The sequence below is a fragment of the Allofournierella massiliensis genome (assembly GCF_004345265.1).
GTDB lineage: Bacteria > Bacillota > Clostridia > Oscillospirales > Ruminococcaceae > Allofournierella > Allofournierella massiliensis.
This window is the reverse complement of sequence record NZ_SLUM01000017.1, coordinates 65,204-86,992: the sequence shown is the minus strand read 5'-3', so window position 1 is coordinate 86,992 and position 21,789 is coordinate 65,204. Positions and strand designations below refer to the sequence as shown.

General features: G+C 58.2%; 15 protein-coding genes and 1 pseudogene. 12 read left to right on the top strand and 4 right to left on the bottom strand.

Features of this window, described 5'->3' with window-relative positions; translation table 11 throughout:
- Nucleotides 1–217, top strand: a pseudogene (locus EDD77_RS18515) (hypothetical protein); the annotation flags it as partial.
- Nucleotides 218–312: 95 nt separating this feature from the next.
- Here EDD77_RS18515 and fba read toward each other — a convergent pair.
- Both fba and EDD77_RS10975 read right to left on the bottom strand, forming a co-directional pair.
- Nucleotides 313–1,176 carry a class II fructose-1,6-bisphosphate aldolase gene (gene fba / locus EDD77_RS10980; RefSeq protein WP_058963812.1) on the bottom strand — a complete coding sequence of 288 codons (864 nt, stop codon included), beginning with the start codon at nt 1,174–1,176 and terminating at the stop codon, nt 313–315.
- Between the two features lie 117 nt (nt 1,177–1,293).
- Nucleotides 1,294–2,139 (bottom strand): DNA-3-methyladenine glycosylase family protein, encoded by an 846-nt coding sequence (locus tag EDD77_RS10975; protein ID WP_242868343.1) that lies wholly within the window; start codon nt 2,137–2,139, stop codon nt 1,294–1,296.
- 518 nt (nt 2,140–2,657) lie between these two features.
- On the opposite strand from EDD77_RS10975, the gene rlmB reads away from it, so the two are divergent.
- The 5 genes from rlmB to lysS all read left to right on the top strand — a co-directional run bounded on the left by rlmB (nt 2,658) and on the right by lysS (nt 11,578).
- Nucleotides 2,658–3,521, top strand: a complete 864-nt coding sequence (gene rlmB, locus EDD77_RS10970) for a 23S rRNA (guanosine(2251)-2'-O)-methyltransferase RlmB (RefSeq protein WP_082669550.1) — start codon at nt 2,658–2,660, stop codon at nt 3,519–3,521.
- A 44-nt stretch (nt 3,522–3,565) separates the two neighbouring features.
- Nucleotides 3,566–6,724 (top strand): hypothetical protein, encoded by a 3,159-nt coding sequence (locus tag EDD77_RS10965; RefSeq protein ID WP_058963811.1) that lies wholly within the window; start codon nt 3,566–3,568, stop codon nt 6,722–6,724.
- A 260-nt stretch (nt 6,725–6,984) separates the two neighbouring features.
- Nucleotides 6,985–9,069: an elongation factor G gene (fusA, locus tag EDD77_RS10960; RefSeq protein ID WP_058963810.1), complete on the top strand. Its 2,085-nt coding sequence runs from the start codon at nt 6,985–6,987 to the stop codon at nt 9,067–9,069.
- Between the two features lie 306 nt (nt 9,070–9,375).
- Nucleotides 9,376–9,864 (top strand): transcription elongation factor GreA, encoded by a 489-nt coding sequence (greA, locus tag EDD77_RS10955; RefSeq protein WP_058963809.1) that lies wholly within the window; start codon nt 9,376–9,378, stop codon nt 9,862–9,864.
- 151 nt (nt 9,865–10,015) lie between these two features.
- Nucleotides 10,016–11,578 carry a lysine--tRNA ligase gene (gene lysS, locus EDD77_RS10950; RefSeq protein ID WP_058963808.1) on the top strand — a complete coding sequence of 521 codons (1,563 nt, stop codon included), beginning with the start codon at nt 10,016–10,018 and terminating at the stop codon, nt 11,576–11,578.
- A 146-nt stretch (nt 11,579–11,724) separates the two neighbouring features.
- Here the strand turns inward: lysS and EDD77_RS10945 are convergent, their stop codons facing one another.
- On the bottom strand, nt 11,725–12,954 hold the full coding sequence (locus tag EDD77_RS10945) for a site-specific integrase (RefSeq protein WP_058963807.1): 1,230 nt from the start codon (nt 12,952–12,954) through the stop codon (nt 11,725–11,727).
- Nucleotides 12,955–13,011: 57 nt separating this feature from the next.
- Nucleotides 13,012–13,212: a hypothetical protein gene (locus EDD77_RS10940; RefSeq protein ID WP_006573960.1), complete on the bottom strand. Its 201-nt coding sequence runs from the start codon at nt 13,210–13,212 to the stop codon at nt 13,012–13,014.
- A 934-nt stretch (nt 13,213–14,146) separates the two neighbouring features.
- Between EDD77_RS10940 and EDD77_RS10935 the strand changes: the two genes are divergently transcribed.
- From EDD77_RS10935 to EDD77_RS10910, 6 genes are all read left to right on the top strand, one after another.
- Nucleotides 14,147–15,211 (top strand): YqaJ viral recombinase family nuclease, encoded by a 1,065-nt coding sequence (locus tag EDD77_RS10935; RefSeq protein WP_058963806.1) that lies wholly within the window; start codon nt 14,147–14,149, stop codon nt 15,209–15,211.
- Nucleotides 15,212–15,228: 17 nt separating this feature from the next.
- The gene (gene recD2, locus EDD77_RS10930; protein WP_058963805.1) at nt 15,229–17,502 is read left to right on the top strand and encodes an SF1B family DNA helicase RecD2; all 2,274 of its coding nucleotides are present in this window, start codon (nt 15,229–15,231) and stop codon (nt 17,500–17,502) included.
- A gap of 68 nt (nt 17,503–17,570) precedes the next feature.
- Nucleotides 17,571–18,659, top strand: coding sequence for a prolipoprotein diacylglyceryl transferase (locus tag EDD77_RS10925; protein WP_058963804.1), 1,089 nt, complete (start codon nt 17,571–17,573; stop codon nt 18,657–18,659).
- A 38-nt stretch (nt 18,660–18,697) separates the two neighbouring features.
- On the top strand, nt 18,698–20,476 hold the full coding sequence (locus EDD77_RS10920) for a YodL domain-containing protein (RefSeq protein WP_058963803.1): 1,779 nt from the start codon (nt 18,698–18,700) through the stop codon (nt 20,474–20,476).
- A gap of 10 nt (nt 20,477–20,486) precedes the next feature.
- On the top strand, nt 20,487–20,738 hold the full coding sequence (locus tag EDD77_RS10915) for a hypothetical protein (protein ID WP_058963802.1): 252 nt from the start codon (nt 20,487–20,489) through the stop codon (nt 20,736–20,738).
- 73 nt (nt 20,739–20,811) lie between these two features.
- On the top strand, nt 20,812–21,786 hold the full coding sequence (locus EDD77_RS10910) for a Cas9 inhibitor AcrIIA9 family protein (protein WP_058963801.1): 975 nt from the start codon (nt 20,812–20,814) through the stop codon (nt 21,784–21,786).
- Nucleotides 21,787–21,789: the final 3 nt, after the last annotated feature.

Genomic DNA, 21,789 nt, shown 5'->3' with positions numbered 1-21,789 from the left:
GCACGGGATGCGTTACACACAGTACAGAGGCTTGGCTCAGGTAACAAACTGGGTGAAGCTTAAATTTGCTGCCATGAATCTGAAAAAGCTGGCCATCTGGAAATGGAACGCCACCCATCCAGGGTCGGATGTCCGCAAACCAACAAGATGGAGAGGAAATCTTCTTCCTTTTTCTCTGTTCTTTTACTTTTCATGCAAAAAACCTGCTCTGGCTTGATTGTCACAGCAGGTTTTTCTACAAGCTGAAACTCCCCGCACGGGTTACCGTGCGGGGAGTTTTTTTGCAAATGAAAAGCAGAAAAGAGGTCAGGCTCAGGCCTTGTTTACACTGCCGAACAGCTCCATCTTTTCCTTAACGGTGGCCTTGATGGCCTCGAAGCCGGGGGCCAGCAGCTTGCGGGGGTCGAAGCCCTTGCCTTCCAGATCCTTGCCGGCCTCGATGTACTTACGGGTAGCATCGGCGAAGGACAGCTGGCACTCGGTGTTCACGTTGATCTTGGAAACACCCAGGCTGATGGCCTTCTTGATCATGTCGGCGGGGATGCCGGTGCCGCCATGCAGAACCAGAGGAATGCCGTTGGTGGCCTCGTGGATCTTCTCCAGAGCCTCGAAATCCAGGCCCTTCCAGTTGGCGGGGTACTTGCCGTGGATGTTGCCGATGCCGGCAGCCAGGAAGTCAACGCCCAGATCAGCGATCTTCTTGCACTCAGCGGGATCAGCGATCTCGCCGGCGCCGATCACGCCGTCCTCTTCGCCGCCGATGGAACCAACCTCAGCCTCGATGGACAGGCCCTTGGAGTGAGCCAGCTCAACCAGCTCGGTGGTCTTGGCAACGTTCTCGTCGATGGCGTAGTGGCTGCCGTCGAACATGATGCTGGAGAAGCCAGCCTCGATGCAGGCCTTGGCGCCCTCGTAGCTGCCGTGGTCCAGATGCAGAGCAACGGGAACGGTGATGTTCAGGGTCTCGATCATGGCCTTAACCATGGCGGCCACGGTCTTGTAACCGGTCATGTACTTGCCGGCGCCCTCAGATACACCCAGAATAACGGGGCTGTTCAGCTCCTGCGCAGTGAGCAGGATGGCCTTGGTCCACTCCAGGTTGTTGATGTTGAACTGGCCAACGGCATAGTGGCCGTCGCGGGCTTTGTTGAGCATTTCGGTTGCGCTTACCAGCATGATGATGATACCTCCATTTTCTCTCTTGAAAAACCGCGCTCAGAAGGGCGCGGGGGAATAAAAACATGATGTTAAGTTTTTATCCTGCCAACAGTATAACCCAACTTGGCGGCAAAATCAATTCCCGCTTGCTTCTTTGACCTGCATTTTTCGTGCGGATTTTTGATTTTGACCACTGGGCAGATGGTGGCGTGCGTAATCGAAGATGAACTGCTGGGCAATGCCCGCATGGCTGCGGCAGCACACCGGCACCCCCCGGGGAAACAGCTGGCACATGGCTTTTTTCATCCACACATCCATGGGCACCGCCTTCCAGAAGGAAAGGCTGTACAAAAGCACGCAGTCCGCCACCTTTGGCCCCACCCCCCTGATGGTCATCAAAACGGCCCGGGCATTTTCCATGGGCATGGCGCGCAGGGCGTTCTCGTCGATCTGGCCGCAGGCCACCCGGCGGGCGGCGTCGATCAGATATTCCGCCCGCCAGCCCGCCCGCAGAAAGGCCAGGTCCTCCGGCTCCAGCGCCGCCAGCGTCTGCGCAGAGGGAAAGCCGAACCCGCCGCCCTCCAGCGGCTGGCCCAGCCCGGTGCACAGCCGCTCCACAATGGCCCTGATGCGGGGAATGTTGTTGTTCTGGCTGATGATGAAGGTGCACAGCGTTTCAAAAAAGGGCTGGCGCAGCACCCGGATGCCCGGCTTATGGCGCACGTATTCCGCCAGCCGTTTGTTGCCGGAGGAGAATTTTGCCAGCAGGGCGGGGTAGTCCATGTCCAGCGCAAAATAGTGCACCCAGAAGTCCCGGTCGGTCTCCGACGCGCCCTCCAGAATCAGGGTGTCGCCCTCCATCCGGGCGGTGACGGACCGGTTTTCCACAATGCCCTGCCAGCCGTGCGGACCGGCCTGCCATCGGAAGGCCTGGCCGCAGTCCAGGGTGGCGGCCAGATCCATGCCGCCGCAGTTTTCCACAACGATCAAAGCGTTTCCTCCCCGTGGGTAAAAATTCTGCGGCTTTCGGCCGCATTCTGGTAAAAAAAGAGAAAAAATCCGCCTGCATCCACCGGGTTTTGTCGAAAAAGAGAAGGACAAATTTCATGTTCAACAGCCTGTTAAGAAGAAAACTTTCCACTGTGATGTTGAAAACCCGTTGGGAATTGTGAGAAAATGGCTCAAAACAGCCACTTGTCAACACTTTCAACAGGGTTTTCAACATGTGGAAATCTCTTTTCGGTTTACAACTGGTATAACCGGCTGCCGGCGGCAGGAGAAAAAATTCCTCTTGCATTTTACATCGTTTTGTGCGTTTGGAAAAGTCCCCGTCTGCCAAAACTCCAGCGGTGGGCAGCTGGTCCGGCGGCAAAAACTTGGCTTCAAACAGTGGCAAAACGCGGCGTATGGTGTTATACTTTAATTTACATGCGGGAAAAACCGCAGAATACAGCGAAAACAGCTCCCCCGAACGGGGGTTCGAAAAAAGGAGACGGCCCATGCCTCAGAAGTTTGATAAAAAGTTCAGCCCCAACGCCCAGCGCCCCGCCCGGCGGCCCGGTTCTGCCCGCCCCGAAGGCGAGCGGCGTGCTGCCCGCGGCCCGGAGACGGAGGAGCCCTCCAGCAGCCTGGTTTACGGCAAAAACCCGGTGACCGAGCTGCTGAAAAGCGGCGCGGGTGTGGATACAGTGCTGCTGGCTGACACGCTGCCCGAGGCGGTGGCCGCCTACTACACCGCCCTTGCAAAAGAGGCGGGAGCTGTGGCCAAGCGGGTGCATGCCAACAAGCTGCGCCTGACCTGCGGTACCGACAGCCACCAGGGTGTGGCCGCCTTTGCCAGCGCGGTGGAATATGCCAGCCTGGAGCAGCTGCTGGAGCTGGCGAAGGAAAAGAACGAGCCTCCCTTCCTGGTGCTGTGCGACGGTGTGGAGGATCCCCATAATCTGGGTGCGATCATCCGTTCGGCGCTGCTGTGCGGGGCCCACGGCGTGGTAATCCCCAAGCGGGGCGGCGCGGCCATTACCCCCACCGTGCTGAAGAGCAGCGCCGGTGCGGCGGCCCGGTTGCCGGTGGCTCGGGTGGCCAACATCGGCGAGAGCATTCGCCGGCTGAAGGAGCAGGGGGTTTTCGTTTACTGCGCGGATATGGACGGCGCACCCCTGCACAAAAATGACCTGTCCGGCCCGGTGGCGCTGGTGATGGGCAGCGAGGGCCGGGGCGTGAGCCCGCTGGTGAAGAAGCTGTGCGACGGTGTGGTGAGCCTTTCCATGGCTGCCCGCGGTACCGGTGTGGACAGCTTCAACGTGAGCGTGGCGGCGGGAATCATCCTGTATGAGATTGCCCGCCAGCGCGGCCAGGGCTGAACAGTGAGCCCGGCCAGCAACTAGCATACGGAGGAACAAAGAGCATGGCGGATCAGAGAAATTCCAGCTCGGTGGATGATATTCTGGAGGCACTGAAGCAGGGGCAGAACACCCCCGCTGCACCCGGCTCCGTGGATGATATTCTGGCGGATCTGGGCCTGGAGCAGGAGAAGGCGCAGCCGGCACAGCAGCCGGCCGTGCATACTCCCAGAACCACCCAGAGCTTCTGGCAGGAGCCGGAGCCGGAACCGGAACCGGCGTCCCGGAAAAAGCGCGAGACAAAGCAGCGCACTCCGGCCGCAAACCGGCCGGCCAGACAGGCGGCCGCCAAAGCAGCGCCCCCGCCCCAACAGGAGGAGCCGGTGGCTCCGCGCCTGTCCGATACGATTCAGATGGACAGTGATTTCCAGAAGTTCTTCAGCGAGAGCGTGGCGGTGATTCCGGATCTGGAGCAGGAACAGCATCCCGGCTTTTTTGCCCGTTTTGTGGGGCGCAAAAAGAACGCGCAGACCCAGGAGGACGAGGAGAGCCAGGAGGACTACGCCACCGCACTGGATGCGGAAGAGGACGAAGAGGAAGAAGAGCCGGAGCGGGAAGAAGCGAAGCCCCGCCGCCGGTTCGGTTTCTGGCATAAATGGAACTCCGACGAGGCGGACGAGGAAGAAGAGGTGCAGGAGGACGAGGAGCCGGAGCAGGAGCCGGACGAAGCGCCCGCACCTGCCCGTGGAGCGGCCCGGCTGTTCCACCGCCAGCGCCCCGTTCAGCCTCCGGAGGAAGAAGCTTCCGGCACCGTGGAGCTTCCGGCTCTGGATGCTGCTTCACACCGGAGCGCCCCCACGGTGGATCGGGCGCCTACCCGCCCGATGTCTCAGCCCGCGGTACCCGTCCGGCAGCAGCCGGTGGGTACGGTGAAGCTGGAAGTGAACGAAACCCCCGCGGCGGAGAAAAAGCCCGCGGCACCCGTCCGGCAGCAGCCGGAGGGAGCGGTGAAGCTGGAAGTGAACGAAGCCCCCGCGGTGGAGGAAGAGCCCGCGGCACCCACCCGGCAGCAGCCGGTGGGCACGGTGGAGCTGGAAGGGAACGAAGCCCCCGCGGTGGAGCTGCCGCTGAGTGAAAGCCCCACCGTGGAAAACGAGCCGGTAAAACAGGCGGTAAAACAGCCGGCAGCAGGCCCTGCGGTGGACGACGCACCCACAAAAACCGCGCCGGAGCCTGCCGGCCGAAAGGCTGCCGCCGCACCGGAGCAGCGGGACGAGGGGGCCACCCAGCGCACCGTGGTGCTGCGGCCCGAGGAGCTGGAGCTGGAGGAGCATCCCACCGGTTCGGTGCAGCTGGATGTGGACTGGGGCGACGAGCCCGGCCCGGATGCCACCCGGGTGATCGAAAAGGACGAAGCGGGCGGCGCACCCCGCCTGCTGGGAGACGAAGCTCCCGGTGCGCCCTTTGAGGAAGAACCGGCTCCGGAATATGTGGAGGATTACGAAAACCCGGCGGACGCACCGCTGGTTCAGCAGGATCTGGACCGGCTGCGCCTGACCACCGCCATCCGCACCGGCGTTTCGGCCGTGGCGGGTCTGGTGCTGCTGTATCTGGGCCTTGCGGTGGGTGACAGCCCGCTGCCCGCCATTGCGGCTGTGGACCCGGCGGTGGCGCCTCTGGCCTATCTGGCGGTAAATCTGGTTCTGCTGGTGGTTGCCTGCGCCGTGAACTGGCGGGTGTTCTGGAACGGCATTCGCGGTCTGTGGGGAGCACCCACGCCGGACAGCGTGCTGGCCTTGGCCGGTGTGGGTGCACTGGCCCAGCTGCTGGTGCTGATGATGAATGCAGAGGCATTCGAGGCCGATAAAATTACCCTGTTTGCCGCCCCGGCGGCGCTGCTGCTCTGCTTCGGCGCGCTGGGCAAGTATCTGATGAGCGGCGTGATCAGCCGGAACTTTGCGCTGGTCAGCACCGGCAGTGAGCATGTGGCTGCCTTCCGGCTGGAGGACGAGGAGCTCTGCACCCGTCTGGCCGAAGGTCTGGGCGAGCCGGAGCCCTGCCTGGTGGCAAGCCGGCCTACCACTCTGGTGGAGGGCTTTTTGCGCCGCAGCTTCTCGGTGCGTGCCAGCGACCGGACGCTCCAGCGCATGAGCTGGGTGCTGGCAGGCGCGGCACTGTTCACCGCCCTGATTGCCCTGTTCTCCAAACAGGGGCTGGCCATGGCCTTTACCGCCTTTGCGGGCACCCTGTGCCTGGGCGGCCCGGCCAGTGCCACCCTGCTGGCAGCGGTGCCCGGCATGCTGATGCAGAAGAGCGCCGCCCGGGTGGGCGCCGTGGTGCCCGGCTGGAGCTCCATCGAGGAGCTGAGCGGCGCCAACATGATCGTGGTGGGGGCGAAGGATCTGTTCCCCGCCAAGAGCGTACGGCTGCACGGCATCAAGACCTTTGAAAAGGAGCGCATCGATCTGGCCATCCTGTATGCCGCGTCGGTGCTCATCGCCGGCTGCGATACCCTGCGGGATGTGTTCATGAACATCATTCAGGGCAAGACAAACATTCTGTTCCCGGTGGAAAGCCTGGAAAATGACCCCGGCTTCGGGTTCACCGCCTGGGTGAAGGACAAGCGGGTGATCATCGGCAACCGGGCCATGATGGAAAAGCAGGGGGTGGAGATCCCCTCGCTGGACTACGAAAACCGCTATACCAAGGGAAAAAAGCAGCCCATCTATCTGGCGGTGAGCGGTCGGCTGTTCGGTATGTTCCTGGTCAGCTACAAGGCGGACGAACAGGCAGCGCATGTGCTGGAATCCCTGAACCGTCAGGGTGTGTCGGTGCTGGTGAAAAGCGACGATTTCTCGCTGACCACCAGCCTGATCAGCCAGATCTACGGTCTGGAGGAGGGCAGCGTGAAGGTGCTCAGCGGCGCCGAGCGCCACGCCCTTGCCCCGGTCACCGAATATCAGCAGTACAGCCCCGGCTGCATGGCCCACATCGGCAGCTTTGCCTCCTTCGTGGGCGGTCTGCTGGCGGCGGCGGGCGCGGCTTCGGCTGAGCGCACCTCCTCGCTGGTGCAGGCGGCGGGCATTCTGGTGAGCGTTGTGCTGGCGGTGCTGCTGGCCTTTACCGGCGGCATGGCGGCGCTGGCTCTGCCTGCGCTGGTGCTCTATCAGGCGGCGTGGGCGGTGCTTACCCTCATGATTCCCATGCTCAAGCGATACGAGTAATAGAACATGTTTTAAAACTATCCAAAAGGCGTGCCCGTTTCGGGCGCGCCTTTTGTGCGTTCTGGCGGTAAAACAGGAACCTTCTTTTCGTCAATAGGCAATCTGCACAAAGCGGTGAGTGGATTTTGTGCAGGGAAACCAGTCTTTTTCTAGAACATTATCTTTAAAAAATTCTTTGTTTGTGATAAGATTTTTGTATAGATTGCTGCCGCTGCAATTTCTCGTGGCAAAACAGGCGGCAGAAGAGAGGGTATTAACTTATGAATTACGCCAACAAAGACATCCGAAACATCCTGGTAGCCGGCCATGCCGGCTGCGGCAAGACCACCCTGATCGAAGCACTGCTGTTCAGCACCGACCCTGAAATGCAGCGTGCCGGCACCGTACAGGACGGCAACACCGTGTGCGACTTTGATCCCGAGGAGCAGAAGCGTCACGCCAGCCTGGCGGCTGCTGTGGCCCCCGTGGAGTACGACGGTGTGAAGCTGAATTTCATCGACGCCCCCGGCCTGTTTGATTTTGAGCTGGGCATGTACGAGGGCATCCATGCAGCAGAGAGTGTGCTGATCACCGTGTCGGCCCGTTCGGGTGTGACCGTTGGCGCGGAAAAGGCGTTCCATCTGGCCGAGAAAAACGGCAAGAGCAAGATCATCTTCGTGAACAAGACCGATCTGGAAAACGCCAACTACTACAAGATTCTGGAAAACCTGAAAACCAAGTTCGGCCCCAGCATCTGCCCCTGCGTTGTGCCCGTGCGGCAGGACGACGGCACCATCCTGTATGTGAACCTGTTCAGCCAGAAGGCCTTCAAGTATGAGAGCGGCAAGCAGGTGCAGGTGGAGCTGCCCGAGATGGGCCACCGTCTGGAGGGCCTGGTCGCCGCCATGAGCGAGGCCGTGGCCGAGACCGACGACGAACTGATGGAGAAGTTCTTCTCCGGCGAGCCCTTCACCACCGAGGAGATCGTGAACGGCCTGGCCAAGGGCTGCCGCAGCGGCGCCATCACCCCCGTGTTCTGCGGCAGCGCCGTGAACCAGCAGGGCCTGGACATGCTGCTGTACAACCTGAAGGTCCTGCTGCCCAGCCCGGCGGATGTACCCGCTGTTCTGGCTGAGGATGCCGCCGGTGAGCCTGTGGAGGTCACCTGTGATCCCGCCGGTCCTCTGGCTGCCTATGTATTCAAGACCGTGGCCGATCCCTTCGTGGGCAAGCTGTCCTATGTGAAGGTGGCCAGCGGCACCCTGAAGAGCGACAGTGCTCTGGTAAATGCCCGTACCGGCGAGGCCGAGCGCATGGGCAAGCTGCTCTACGTCAAGGGCAAAAAGCAGACCGACACCACCGCCATCGGCGCGGGCGACATCGGCGCAGTGACCAAGCTGCCCGCCGCCCAGACCGGCGATACCCTGTGTGAGGCCGGCCGTGTGGTCAAGCTGCCTGCTCCCGCATTCCCCACGCCCACATTGTCCATGGCCATCCGTGTGGCCAAGAAGGGCGACGAGGGCAAGATCGGCAGCGCGCTGGCCCGCCTGATGGAAGAGGATCCCACCCTGACCTACCGCATGGATACCGAGACCGGCCAGCAGATCATCAGCGGCCTGGGCGAGCAGCATCTGGATGTGGTGGTTGCCAAGCTGAAGGCGAAGTTCGGCGTGGATGTGGATCTGACCGTGCCCAGAGTGGCTTACCGGGAATCCGTTCGCAAGAAGTGCAAGGCGCAGGGCCGCCACAAGAAGCAGACCGGCGGCCACGGCCAGTTCGGTGACGTGTGGATCGAGTTCGAGCCCTGCGACAGCGAAGAGCTGGTATTCGAGGAGAAGGTATTCGGCGGCAGCGTGCCCAAGAACTACTTCCCCGCAGTGGAAAAGGGTCTGCGCCAGGCGGCCGAGCACGGTGTGCTGGCAGGCTACCCGGTGGTTGGCCTGAAGGCCACCCTGCTGGACGGCAGCTACCACCCCGTAGATTCCAGCGAAATGGCCTTCATCATGGCCGCCAAGCTGGCCTATAAGGCCGCTCTGCCCGAGGCAGGCCCCATGATTCTGGAGCCGGTGGGCACCCTGAAGGCCCATGTTCCCGCCGACAACACCGGCGACGTGATGGGCGACGTGACCAAACGGCGCGGTCGTGTTCTGGGCATGAACCCGGACGAGGACGGCCTGCAGGTTGTGGAGGCCGAGGTTCCCATGGCCGAAATGCAGGATTTCACCACCTTCATGCGCCAGCTGACCCAGGGCCGCGGCCACTTCACACTGGAGTTTGCCCGCTATGAGCCCCTGCCCTCCAACCTGGAAGGCAAGGTCATCGAGGAGGCCAAAAAGCTGCGCGGCAATACCGACGACGAGGAATAATTCCGCCGCACAGTGCATAGAATCTGAATGAATACGGGACCCGCGGACAAAGGGCAGACCCTTTTCCGCGGGCCCCGTTCCGTTTGCCAAAAAGAAGAACGTATTTTTGGTGATTCAGCCAAAAAAAGGGGGTTCGGTTGACAAATCCCCCAGAACTCGTTATACTATCAAAATTAAATGGAAGCAAACCGTGGCCCATTGTGATTTGTGACCAAGCATACCCCCCTTGTGCACCACCGGTTCCACAGGGCCGGCAGGGCATTGGCGGCCGCGGGCTTCCCACAGAATTAAGGAGTAAACAGAACCATGAGCAATGCAAAAGAAGTTGTTGTGACCGTCGCCGGCCTGAAGGCCCTGGAGGACGAGCTGGAGGAACTGAAAACCGTTCGCCGCAAGGACGTTGCCGAGAAGATCAAGGTGGCCCGCGGCTTCGGCGATCTGTCTGAGAACAGCGAGTACGACGAGGCGAAGAACGAGCAGGCTTTCATCGAGAGCCGTATCGCCCAGCTGGAAGCCATGCTGAAGAACGCCCGCGTAATCGATAACGATGAGCTGAATCTGGATACCGTTTCCGTTGGCACCCATGTGAAGATCGAGGACGAGGACGGCGAAGTGGAGGAGTACGATATCACCGGCTCCACCGAGGCGGACCCCCTGAACGGCAAAATCAGCGACGAGAGCCCCGTGGGTGCTGCTCTGCTGGGCCAGAAGGCCGGCCAGACCGTGACCGTGTCCCTGCCCAACGGCGGCACCATCGACTACAAGATCCTGGAGATCAGCCGCGCTGCCATCTGATTGGGCAGAAAACACAAAAAAGAAGATCGTTTTTCCGCAAAAAGAGGTGCCACGGCGCCTCTTTTTGTGCTATAATAAGGCAGTATGCCCGCACTGTGCGGGCCAAACTATCATATCCGCGCCAACCGGCGCGTTTTTTGGAGGGAATAGCATGGAGCTGAACGAGAATAAGAACCCCAACCCCCAGCAGGATCAGGAGCTCAGCGAAAAGGCTTACAACGAGCTGGTCGCTGTGCGCCGCGACAAGCTGAAAGCCCTGCAGGAAGCGGGCAACGACCCCTTCCAAAAAACCAAATATCCGCAGGACGCTTTCGCCGCGGACATCAAGAAGGAATACGATCATCTGGCTGCTGAGGAAGAGACCGACCGCACCGTGTGCATGGCCGGCCGCATGATGAGCAAGCGCGTGATGGGCAAGGCCAGCTTTGCCGACCTGCGTGACGCTTCCGGCAACATCCAGCTGTATGTGCGCCGTGACGTGATCGGTGAAGAGGAGTACGCCGGCTTCAAGAAGTTCGACATTGGCGACGTGATCGGCATCAAGGGTCAGGTGTTCCGCACCAAGATGGGCGAGATCAGCATCCGCTGCACCGAGGTGGTGCTGCTGGCCAAGAGCCTGCTGCCCCTGCCCGAGAAGTTCCACGGCCTGAAGGATCAGGAGCTGCGTTACCGTCAGCGCTATGTGGATCTGATCATGAATCCCGAGGTGCGCCGCACCTTCGAGATCCGCTCCCGCTTCATCCGCTTCATGCGCTCCTACCTGGATCAGCGCAACTACATGGAAGTGGAGACCCCGGTGCTGAACACCATCGCCGGCGGCGCGGCTGCCCGCCCCTTCATCACCCATCACAACACCCTGGATCTGGACATGTACATGCGCATCGCCACCGAGCTGCCCCTGAAGCGGCTGATCGTGGGCGGTATCGACCGGGTGTATGAGATCGGCCGCATCTTCCGCAACGAAGGCATGGACCCCAAGCACAACCCTGAGTTCACCACTGTGGAGCTGTATCAGGCTTATGCTGATTTCCACGACATGATGGACATTGCCGAGGGCATCCTGTCCGGCGCTGCCAGGGAGATTCTGGGCAGCTATCAGGTGAAGTGGCAGGGCGAGGACATCGACCTGACCCCCGGCTGGCGCCGCCTGACCATGGTGGAGGCCGTGAAGGAGTACACCGGCGTGGACTTCGGTGCCATCACCGATGATGCCGAGGCCGTGGCTGCTGCCAAGGCCATCGGCGTGGAGCTGGCCGACACCGCCGACAAGAGCTGGGGCAACGCCCTGTATGCCTGCTTCGACCAGAAGGTTGAGGAGCAGCTGATCCAGCCCACCTTCATCACCATGTACCCGGTGGAGGTTTCCCCGCTGACCAAGCGCAGCCCCGAAGATCCCCGCCTGACCGAGCGCTTCGAGCTGTTCATCTGCCACAGCGAGCTGGCCAACGCCTACTCCGAGCTGAACGATCCCATCGATCAGCGCGCCCGCTTTGAAAAGCAGCTGGAGCTGCGTGACCGCGGCGACGACGAGACCGAGATGATGGACGAGGACTTCCTCACCGCTCTGGAATACGGCATGCCTCCCACGGGCGGCATGGGCATGGGCATCGACCGCTGCGTCATGATGCTCACCGGCTCCGACACCATCCGTGAGGTCATCCTGTTCCCCACGATGAAGCCTTTGGACAAAAATTCCACAATATATAGCGTCTGACGAAACGGGACGGCACAAGATGTAGTAAAAAGGGCTTACAACTACAACTTTTCTACAACTTTTGCTTGAAATCAGACGGCATCAGACGGGCCAAAATGAAGGGCAAATCCGTGTTTTTTATGCGGATTTGCCCTTTTTTGCAATTTTCACATTAGCACCAAATTACCCTTGATTGCCTCTGCTTTTTCCCTCATGTTTTCTTGCGTAATATGCGTATAAATATCCATAGTTGTGGAAAAATCAGCGTGGCCCATCACCTGCTGGATAAACTTGATATCGTTCGTGCTTTCGCAGAGCCGCGTGCAGAATGTGTGTCTCATGTTATGTACGCTAAAATGCGGCAGCAGTTCCGGCTCACGATCTTCCAGTTCAGCCTGATCCATTTCTTCGGCGTTGTAGGCGATGGAGATACGCTGGATGGCCCGATTGATATTATGGGCACTGAGAAAGTAACCTTCCCGATTCCTAAAAAGGAAACCGTGATACCCATTCATCACAAGGTCTTCTGGATAGAGGGTGTCCATGACTTCAATCAATGTGCGGAGCTGTTCAGCAACCTGCGGATACAGGATAGGGATGGTGCGGGTGCCGCTGGCCGTTTTAGGGGTGGTGATATGAAAACCTGCTTTCCCATCGATCACACGATAGATCAAGTTGTGATTGACAGAGATGGTGTTGTTCTCCAGGTCCACATCATTTTTAGTTAAGCCAGTACATTCCGCAACACGCATTCCCGTACCGAGCAGCACGACCATGACAGGCAGCCAGTGGCTATACATCGGTGACTTGGAAATGAACCGAAGGAAGTTCTTCTGCTGTGTCATAGTCAGCGCGATTCTTTTCTTCGGGGGCGCCCCGGCTCCCTCTGTTTTGAGAGAGCGGTAGACGCCTTTGCTTGGATTTTTTCGGATGTAGTCATCATCGACCGCCAATTCAAGCGTGGGGTGAATCAGGTTATTGATGCTTTCCAAGGAATTGATCGCAAAGCCTTTTTTCAAAAGCTTCGTGTAAAATGTCAGGATGTCGCTCTTTCGGATGTTGGGCAGGGGAATGTTGGCAAACGGCTCATCCTTCACATAGTTGCTCCAAAGATATTCGTAATTCGCCCGTGTAGAAGCCTTTAACTGGATTTTCGTATCCATGAGGACTTTGAACATATCATTTAGGGTGATTTTCATAGCCTCCTGGGTGCGAATACCGTCTTCGCTGTCACGGTTGAGAACTTTTTCTTTGGCCCGCAGGCTGGCAAGGTCAAAATCATAAATGTACTTTTTCTTCTTACCCAGCTTATAGACAAACATATAGCTGCCGTCTGAGCGTTGTGTTTCTCCTGGCCGCAGGTTGCGGCCTTTGTTGTCTTTTCTAACTTTTGGCATAGGCTGATACCTCCCGATGTTTTGTGTGTTGCTGCGCCCGGAATGGGCAAGGTTCTGTTAGCATGAGATCTCGTACAAATATTCCTTCACTCGCTGAACGCTCCAAAGGACACGAGAATTCATGGTGATGCGGGCGTGGGCCAGGTCGCCGATCTGAACGGCCGTATGCCGCCCGCAGTCGAGCAGTTTGCAAAGCGATTCCGTATCGACCGCCAAGCACTGATCCGGTGAAAGGTCATTGGGTTTTCTTTTTTCCATAATTGCCCTCCTTTATTTGCAATTACATATATCCCCTACGATTTGTAGTGGAAGGTTTTCAACAAAAACAATGAAGTCATTCAAATTCATCGGGAAGTGTAGGGTCTCTTCCAAAGGCCATTTCCTGCGCCGGGGCTTTCCGCCGCGTATTGCCAGGGCCCGCTGTGCGGTATTTCAATCGTGGGCGGGCTCCATGTGGTCATCGCACACTGTCCGCGATCCCTGTATAACTCCAATGGAAAAGGTTATGGGGCTTGTCAAGGTATAAAAAGAGCGTGCAGACCGGCTACGGAGTCCCATGCCATGTCTGTACGCCCTATAAATAGTGAACCATCAATATTTTTCTGCACATTCAAATCATTTGGCAGATTTTTTCGTGGAATGGGTGTAGTTAAGAATAAAGCACAATATATAGTTATTGCACCTTGACTATCTCAATATATTGTGTTACACTGTTTCTGTAATTGATTTTTGTGCGTTTTCCCCTTGTGGGATACAGACTTAGTTTCTGTACCGCGGATTGAAAAATCTGCATTGCACACGCAGTCAAGATTGTACTTGTGCCAGTAGTATTACTGCGCCCCTCTGGGCCGGTATATTACTGGCTTTTTTTGTTTTTTCGGGACTTCAGTTCCGCCAGCGAGGATGACTTTGGTTCATAGGTAACTATGGACATCAGGCGTTGCGCCCTTTGTCACCCTCGCTTTTTTTCTGCCCAAATGCCGGAACGCGGCTTTGAGGATATATCTAAATTACAGAAAGGCAGGTATGCACACATGAATGTGAAACAGAAAAGTCAGGAGCGCCTGACAACTAAGAAAAAGCCGGCTGAGAACTGGCGACAGTATCAGAAACTGAATCAGACCGCGCGGAAACGCTGCCCGGTGATTCGAGCCCCTGTTATTCCCCGCAGGACCCGGAGGGGGTGTTGAGTATGCCGGCAGGCAGCTTGGCGGTCAAAGAGCGGTATCAGCCTCTGGTGCTGGTGGAAACGGCAGGCTTATCCGAAGAGGAATGGCTTGCCTACCGCCGGAAAGGTATTGGAGGCAGCGATGTTGCAGCTCTGCTGGGCATTTCACCGTGGCGGACGGCCCGGGATCTGTTTTATGACAAGCTGAACATTGCCGTGGTCGAGGACCATGAGGACAACTGGGTGGCCCTGGAGATGGGGCACCTGTTGGAACCGCTGGTGGCGAAGATCTTCCAGCACCGGACCGGCTACAAGGTCTATCAGATCAAAAAGATGTTCCAGCACCCGAAGTATCCCTGGATGCTGGCGGATGTGGACTACTTTGTAGAACTGCCGGACGGCACCACCGCTATTCTGGAGATCAAGACCACAAACTACAACGCCAAAGACAACTGGTGGCTGGATGGTGAGGAAACCATTCCGGCCTACTATGAGTCCCAGGGGCGGCATTACATGGCCGTCATGGATGTGGACCGCTGTTTCTTCTGCTGCCTGTATGGCAACAACGAGCAGGAAAGTATTATCCGTGATATGCAGAGGGATCTGGCCTATGAGGATGAGATGATTTTCCTGGAGCAGAATTTCTGGGAAAATCATGTGCTTACCAGAACGCCGCCGCCTTACACCGAAGATGGAGACCTCGTGATCGAGAGCGTGCGCCGGTACACTGGCCCCGCTGACAAGGAGGCCCCCGCTGTATCACTCGACCTGCCCCTGACGGCCAAGCTGATGCGTTTTCTCCAGCTCCAAGAGCAGAAAAAAGGCGCAGAAGCAGGCAAAAAGGAAATCGAGGAAGATATGAAGCGGCTGAAGGCTGCCATCATTGCCAAAATGGGGAAAAGCTGCAAAGCCATCTGCCAGCAGGATGGGGTGAACTATACCGTCACCTACAATCCGGTGCGGACCCCCGGTATTGACAAGGATAATCTGAACAGGCTGAAGCTGGAACATCCGGACATCTATGAGCAGTATGTGACTGTTTCCGTGCACCGCCGCTTCACGGTCAAGAGTGACGCCGAGGCGGCATAAAAGGAGGGAAAAAAGAAGTGATCCATAGAGGAACTTATGACGGGACGATCTACCACAACCCGGTGAACAAGTTCTGCATCATCAGCGTAAAGACCGCTGATAAGGAGGTGCCCCAGGAGGCCCGTTCCACCCGCCGGTACAGAGATCATCTGATCCGCTTTGTTGCGACGGGCTATGAACTGCCCCGCACGGACGCGGTAGAGCTGGAACTGGACGGCGAATGGACAAAGGGCAAATATGGTGTGCAGCTTCAGGTGGAACAGTGGCGCGAGATCGTTCCCAAGACCAAGGACGGCGTGGAAGGCTATCTGGCCTCCGGCCTCATCAAAGGTATTGGGCCGGCGACTGCCGCGCAGATCGTCTCCCGGTTTGGCGTGGAAACGCTGGATATTCTGCAAAACCATCCCGAGCGGCTGCTGGAGGTCAAGGGCATTACGGAAAGCAAGCTGGAGGATATCAAAACCTCGTATGCGGAGAGCCGGATGCTCCAAGACCTGATGACGCTGCTCTCCCCATTCAAGATCACGCCGAAAACGGCCCTGAAGATCTACCAGCACTTCGGGCCCGCCAGCGTGGACATCTTGAAAAGGAGTCCCTTTGAACTGTGCCAGGTGTCCGGTTTTGGATTTCTCCGGGTAGATGCCATCGTTCAGAAAAACGGCGGCGACCTGCATGACCCCATGCGGGTCAAAGGCGCGCTGTTCTGGGCGCTGGAGGACAGCAAGGGCGGCAAAGGACATTTGTTCCTGCCTGGTGAAACTTTGCGGAAGGAGGCTCTTCGGCTTCTCAACACAAAGATCCCCGTCCCGTCTCTCCGGCTTCATGAACAGGAGGTCGCGGATGTGCTTCAGGACATGATCCTTCATGGCGAGGTGGTATCCGTCAAAGATAACATCTACCTGCCCCGCACATTCGCACAGGAAGATGAAACGGCCCGGCGTATTGCCATGCGGCTGATAGAGCCGTCTGCGCCGGAGCGCATTGAGCAGGCGCTGGAGCAGGTCAAGCGTGAAATGGGGCTGGTGCTGTCTTCCAAACAGGAGGCAGCGGTCTACGCGGCTTACCGCCACAGCCTGTCCATTATCACTGGTTCTCCCGGCACCGGCAAGACAACGGTGCTCAAGACCATTTTGGAAGTTTATCGCCGCCTGCACCCGAAAGGTGAAATCGTTCTGATGGCGCCGACCGGCCGTGCCAGCCGTCGTATGGCGGAAAGCACTGGCTTTGACAAGGCGCGGACGCTCCACAGCGGCCTGGGCCTCGGCAGTGAAGAAGATGACGCCAACCGCAGCAGACAGCAGGAGCCGTTGTCGGCGGACCTGATCATTGTGGACGAGTTTTCTATGGTGGATATGTGGTTGGCAGACAAATTTTTCTCCCGCATCAAGGATGGGGCCCGTGTCGTTCTCGTGGGCGACCCCGACCAGCTCCCCAGTGTGGGCGCCGGGACTGTGTTCCGCGAACTGATCGACTGTGGCTTGATTCCCGTCACGGTGCTGGACCAGATCTTCCGTCAGTCCAAGGACAGCCTGATCGCTTATAACGCCAAGTTTATCAACGAGGGCAACACCAAGCTGTACTTTGGGCCGGACTTTGTATTTATGGCAAGCGATAACCAGGCGGAGGCTGCGGAGCGGATCATCGCCCGTTACTGCCGGGAAATCGCGGAAAGCGGCATCGACCGGGTGCAGATTTTGTCTCCCTTCCGTTCGGAAGGCGCTGCGTCGGCGGAACAACTCAACGAGGCCATCCGCGAGGTGGTCAACCCGTTCCGCTCTGCCGAGGAAGAAATCAAGATCGGCGTCAAAGTGTTCCGGGTCAACGACCGGATCATGCAGACCAAAAACACCGCCAAGGTGTCCAACGGCGACCTGGGATTTATCCGCTATATCAAAGACGATGAAGATGGCAAGCGCGTCGGCCTGGATTTCGGTGTGGGCCGAGAGCTGGAATACAGCGTAGAGGATATGGTCAATCTGGACCTAGCCTACGCCACCACCATCCACAAGGCAATGGGCTCTGAGTATGAAACGGTCATCATGCCGCTTTTGAAAGCGCACACCGTCATGCTCTACCGCAACCTGCTCTATACCGGCATCACCCGGGCCAAAAAGCGCGTGGTGCTGATCGGCCAAAAGCAGGTGCTGTTTATGGCGATCCACCGGAATGAAATCGTCAAGAGGAATACGCTTCTGGGCAAGCGCATCGGCATGTACTATAAGGCCTATGCCAAGCGGGCCGGAATCCCGGTCCCGGCGGCTCTGGAAGAAGAACTGAAATACGCTGGTTAAAAAAGAGGCGCAAGGTGCAGAAAATTGCCCCGCGTCTCCTATTTATTACACAGGAAGGAGTATATGACATGAACGACAGCAATGCGAAAACGATGTACGAAACTGTGCCTGCGGCCGCTGAACTGAACAAGGTGCCGGGCTTTGACCCGCTCAAGTTCCTCCGCCGCACCAAGGACACCCTGAAGCTGGACCTGCCTTACCAGAAACTCTGGTTCCGCATGGCCCATCCCAACGGCCGTATGCGTCTGACGGCGCTGCGGATCACGGAGCAGATGGCGATTTTTGAGGCCAAGGTATTCCTGGACCGCAGTGACGCGGAGCCGTTCAGTATGAGCACGGCCCAGCAGACTACCCAGGACAGCCGCGACTTCGTGAAAGCCGCCCAAAATGAGGCGCTGAGCCAGGCCCTTACGGACGCCGGTTTTGGCATCCAGCTGATCAGCGCCGGCGCCCAGGCCGATCTGATGGAGAAAAGCGCCGGAGCGTCTGTCAAAAAGGCCGCAGAACCGCCTGCCGGGCCGGCGGAATGCACGGCACCGCCGCAGGAGCCCCACAGCGCCCCTCAGAGGGCCGATGAGCCTGCCGAGGGGAAATCCCCTGCCAGCCCCGTTGAAACGCCGCAGAGGGCGTTTGAGGGCGAAAAGGCGGCAACAGCGACAACGGCCCCGTCGAAGGAAAACACTGCTTCGGAACCGGTGAAACAGCACCTGCCGGTGGAGCCGGCGAAGAAATTCGATACGCTCCCGGTTGACGCTTCGCCAAAGACGGAACAGCCGGCGGCTGAAAATGAGCAGGCGGATGAATTGCCCGTCCGCGGCAATGTAACGGAGCTGCCGGTCCAGCACACGGAGGAATCCGAACCCGCCGCCGAGCCGCTGCAGCCCGAAGATGGCGCTGCCGGAGCGGTGGATACTGCGGTGGATACCCCCTCTTATACGAAGGACACGCCTATGGAGGATATTCTGCAGGTCATGACGCTGGAACAGGCCCAGCAGGTCATCGTAGACGATGGCATCTGCAAGGGTATGACGATTGCCCAGGTGGCCGAGAAGCGGCCTGTCAATCTGCGGTACTACCTGATCCCGGGCAAAAGCAAGAACAACATGGTCCGCGCCGCCGCCCAGCTGGTTTTGGATTCACTTCAAAAGGCCGGCTGATATGGCCCCCGGCGAGGGCATGAAGGGAGGAATGACAGATGGGCTCGTACCCGGATGAATTTCCCTTCGGTATCATGGAAGTTGTGGAACTGCTGCACCTGCGGGTCAGGCGCCAGCAGGCAAACAGCGTCTATGTGGACTGCCCGTTCTGCGGTGACCGCCGCGGGCGGATGAATGTCAATTTCGTCAAAAATGTCTGGCGGTGCAATCACTGCGACGAACATGGCGGAATGCTGGCGCTATATGCAAAATTGAATCACACGACGACCTCTGACGCTTATTGGGAAATTGCAGAAGCTCTGTGTGACAATACCCACGAGGAACACGCACGCTCCGGGAATGAAGCCCAACAGCAGCCGGTCAGCACCGGGTCCCCATCTTCGGGGGCCCGGGCGGCCGCTGCAGGTTATTCTTCTTCCGAGCGAAAAACTGTGCCGCAGTCGGATAAAGCCAGCCCGGCCGAGATCCATCAGACACTATCCCTGCTTCTGGCCCAGCTTACGCTGCGGCTGGCACATCGGGAACATCTGCGCTCACCAAAGCGCGGGCTGTCTGATGAACAAATCGAGTCGCTGGGCTTTAAGAGTACCCCGCCGCCCTTCTTATGCCGCTCTATCACGGATCGGCTGATCAAACAGGGATGCAGGGTACAGGGCGTACCCGGATTTTACCGGGACGACAGCGGCCACTGGACAATGGCATTTTATAAGAAGACCTCCGGCATCCTGATCCCCGCCATCGGCTTTGACGGCCGGCTTCAGGGATTTCAGATCATGCTGGATGTACCGCTGAAACACAAGGATGACCCGCCGGAGAAACCGGGGGCCAAGTACATCTGGTTTTCCTCTTCCTCAAAGACAGACGGGACAGGCTCCGGCAGTCCGGTACACCTGATCGGTGACCCATCCGCCCGGGTGGTCTATGTGATCGAGGGGCTGCTGAAAGCAGATATTTCCCATTGCCTGACCGGGCGCACCTTTGCCGCGATTGCCGGGGCCAACAACACCAGCCCGCTGGACCCGTTGTTTGCCCTTCTGGCGCAGAACGGTACGGAGGAAATCATTGAAGCCCACGATATGGACAAGTACAACAATCAAATGACGATGGCCGGGGCGTCGAAAATTTACCTGACGGCCCGGAAGTATGGCATGAACTGCCGGAGGCTGACCTGGAATCCCAACTATAAGGGATTTGACGATTGGCAGCTGGCGCTTCGCCGGGAAAATCAACGGAGAAAGGAGATCGATAGACTTAGTTTTAAGGCGCAGTACCTCCGCGGCTTGTGTGAACTGGCGCATATTGAGGACTGCATCGAACTATGGCAGCACCTGGCTGAAAACAAGACCTGCCTGACGGAGTATCTTGGCTTGACCAGAGAGGAACATGAAACCTTCCTGCGGCAAGGCAGGGATGCCCTCGGCGCCCTGCTGGAACCCCAGCGGCGGAAACAGAGATTTGTGCTCTATCAGTTGGAACTGGACGAGCAAAAAGCGATCCCATTTGCTTTCAAGGAACTTGCGGCGCTGCAAAAGGCCGGCTATGAACAGCCGCCCGCCGCCATGTACCGCATGGCCGGGTCTGGCGAAGTCTACTGCCCGGTGGAACAGAGCGACGCAGAGATTTTGAAGCGCCTGTTTGCTGACTGCCGGGAGGAACTGCCGGAGGGCTGCCACGGGCGGCCAATGGCGCTCTCTGATGTGGTAGAACTGGACCATTCTCCACGAAGGATCTACTACTATGTCAATGGGGAGCATGAATTTCCGCAGGTCAAGTTTTCCCCCATGCTTGCCAAAAAGGACATCAAAGAAGGGACATAAAGAGGCTTCAATGGTTGTTGTGAATGAGACGAAGAGAGGGCAACTTCTGGCGCTTCTGGAGCAATGCGCCCATCTGAACGCTGATGTGCGGCCCCGCACGGATAAGGGATATTTTACGGTGACGGTCCCGCCGCCGTGGAATGGCCCGGCCCAGCGGAAAGCCCAGGAGGTGCAGGACAGGATCAAAAAGTGGTCGGAGCAGTATCCCAATGTGATATGTTACTGTTTCGACAGCTTCAGCACACTACTCTATGTGCTGTGACACAGGTAAACGATGGCATGGAACAGGTTTTATCCTGATCCATGCCATTTTTGTCAACGGAAAGGAGTTTATTATGGGATATTTTTCGGAAATGTCGCTGGATATGCAGGAAGGCCGCAAACCGTCTGCCGCCTCGCTCACCCGCGAGTGCGCTTTTGAGGACGGGGAGAACTTTGACGAGCTGCCGGTGCCGCCGGCTGACCGTCAGCCCGTACCGCCTGCCGCAGAGCCGGCGCCGCAGCCTGCTTTTGAGGACGATGAAGATTTGAGCGAGGTCCCGGAAAAGCAGGGACAGCCTGACGAGGCAGGGCCCCCCGCTGAAGAAACCGATGACGGGGACAATGCCGATGAGGGGCAGGCGGAGCCTGCCAAGGCCGATACCTCCAATGCGGACGCTGACGAGGAACAGCGACGTGCCGAGCATGAGGCCGCCGAAGCCAAACGGAAGGCTGAGTGGGAGGCGAAACAGGCGGAAAAGAAGAAGGCCCTGCAGGAGCAGATGGACCGCTTGGCCGCCATGAGTGACGATGAGGTGGTGGCTGCCTCCATGCAGCGGGTCAGCGGCGATGTGGAAAAGCTGACCCGGCGCAATATGAAGGAGTGCGTGTCGGAGTATATCCAGACCAAGTGCCTGGAAGACCCGGCATTTGCCCGTCTCACCATGCACCCGAAGAAAACGATGGTCCATTGTTTCCAATACATCAGCCGCAAGGCATGGGAGTACATCCAGGACGAATTGAAAGCAAACGGCATCCAGCCGGGCCAGGGCAGCCAGGGGTATGGCTGCGATATTCCGGATGACCTGTGCTATCAGTGGTCGGAGGACTATTTCCGCGATCCGGACGCCAAAGAGGACCAGGAGCAGGAAGAAAAATTTGTCCCCCGCCCCTACTATGGCAAGTCTTCCGTGAAGTCCTCCAAGAAAAAGAAAACCGAGAAAAAACCTGCTGAGAAGAAAAAGCCGGAGCCTAAGCCGGCGCCGGAGAAAAAGCCTTCTGCTGACGGGCAGATGTCTCTGATGGATTTTGGCATGGCAAAAGCAGGCTGAGGA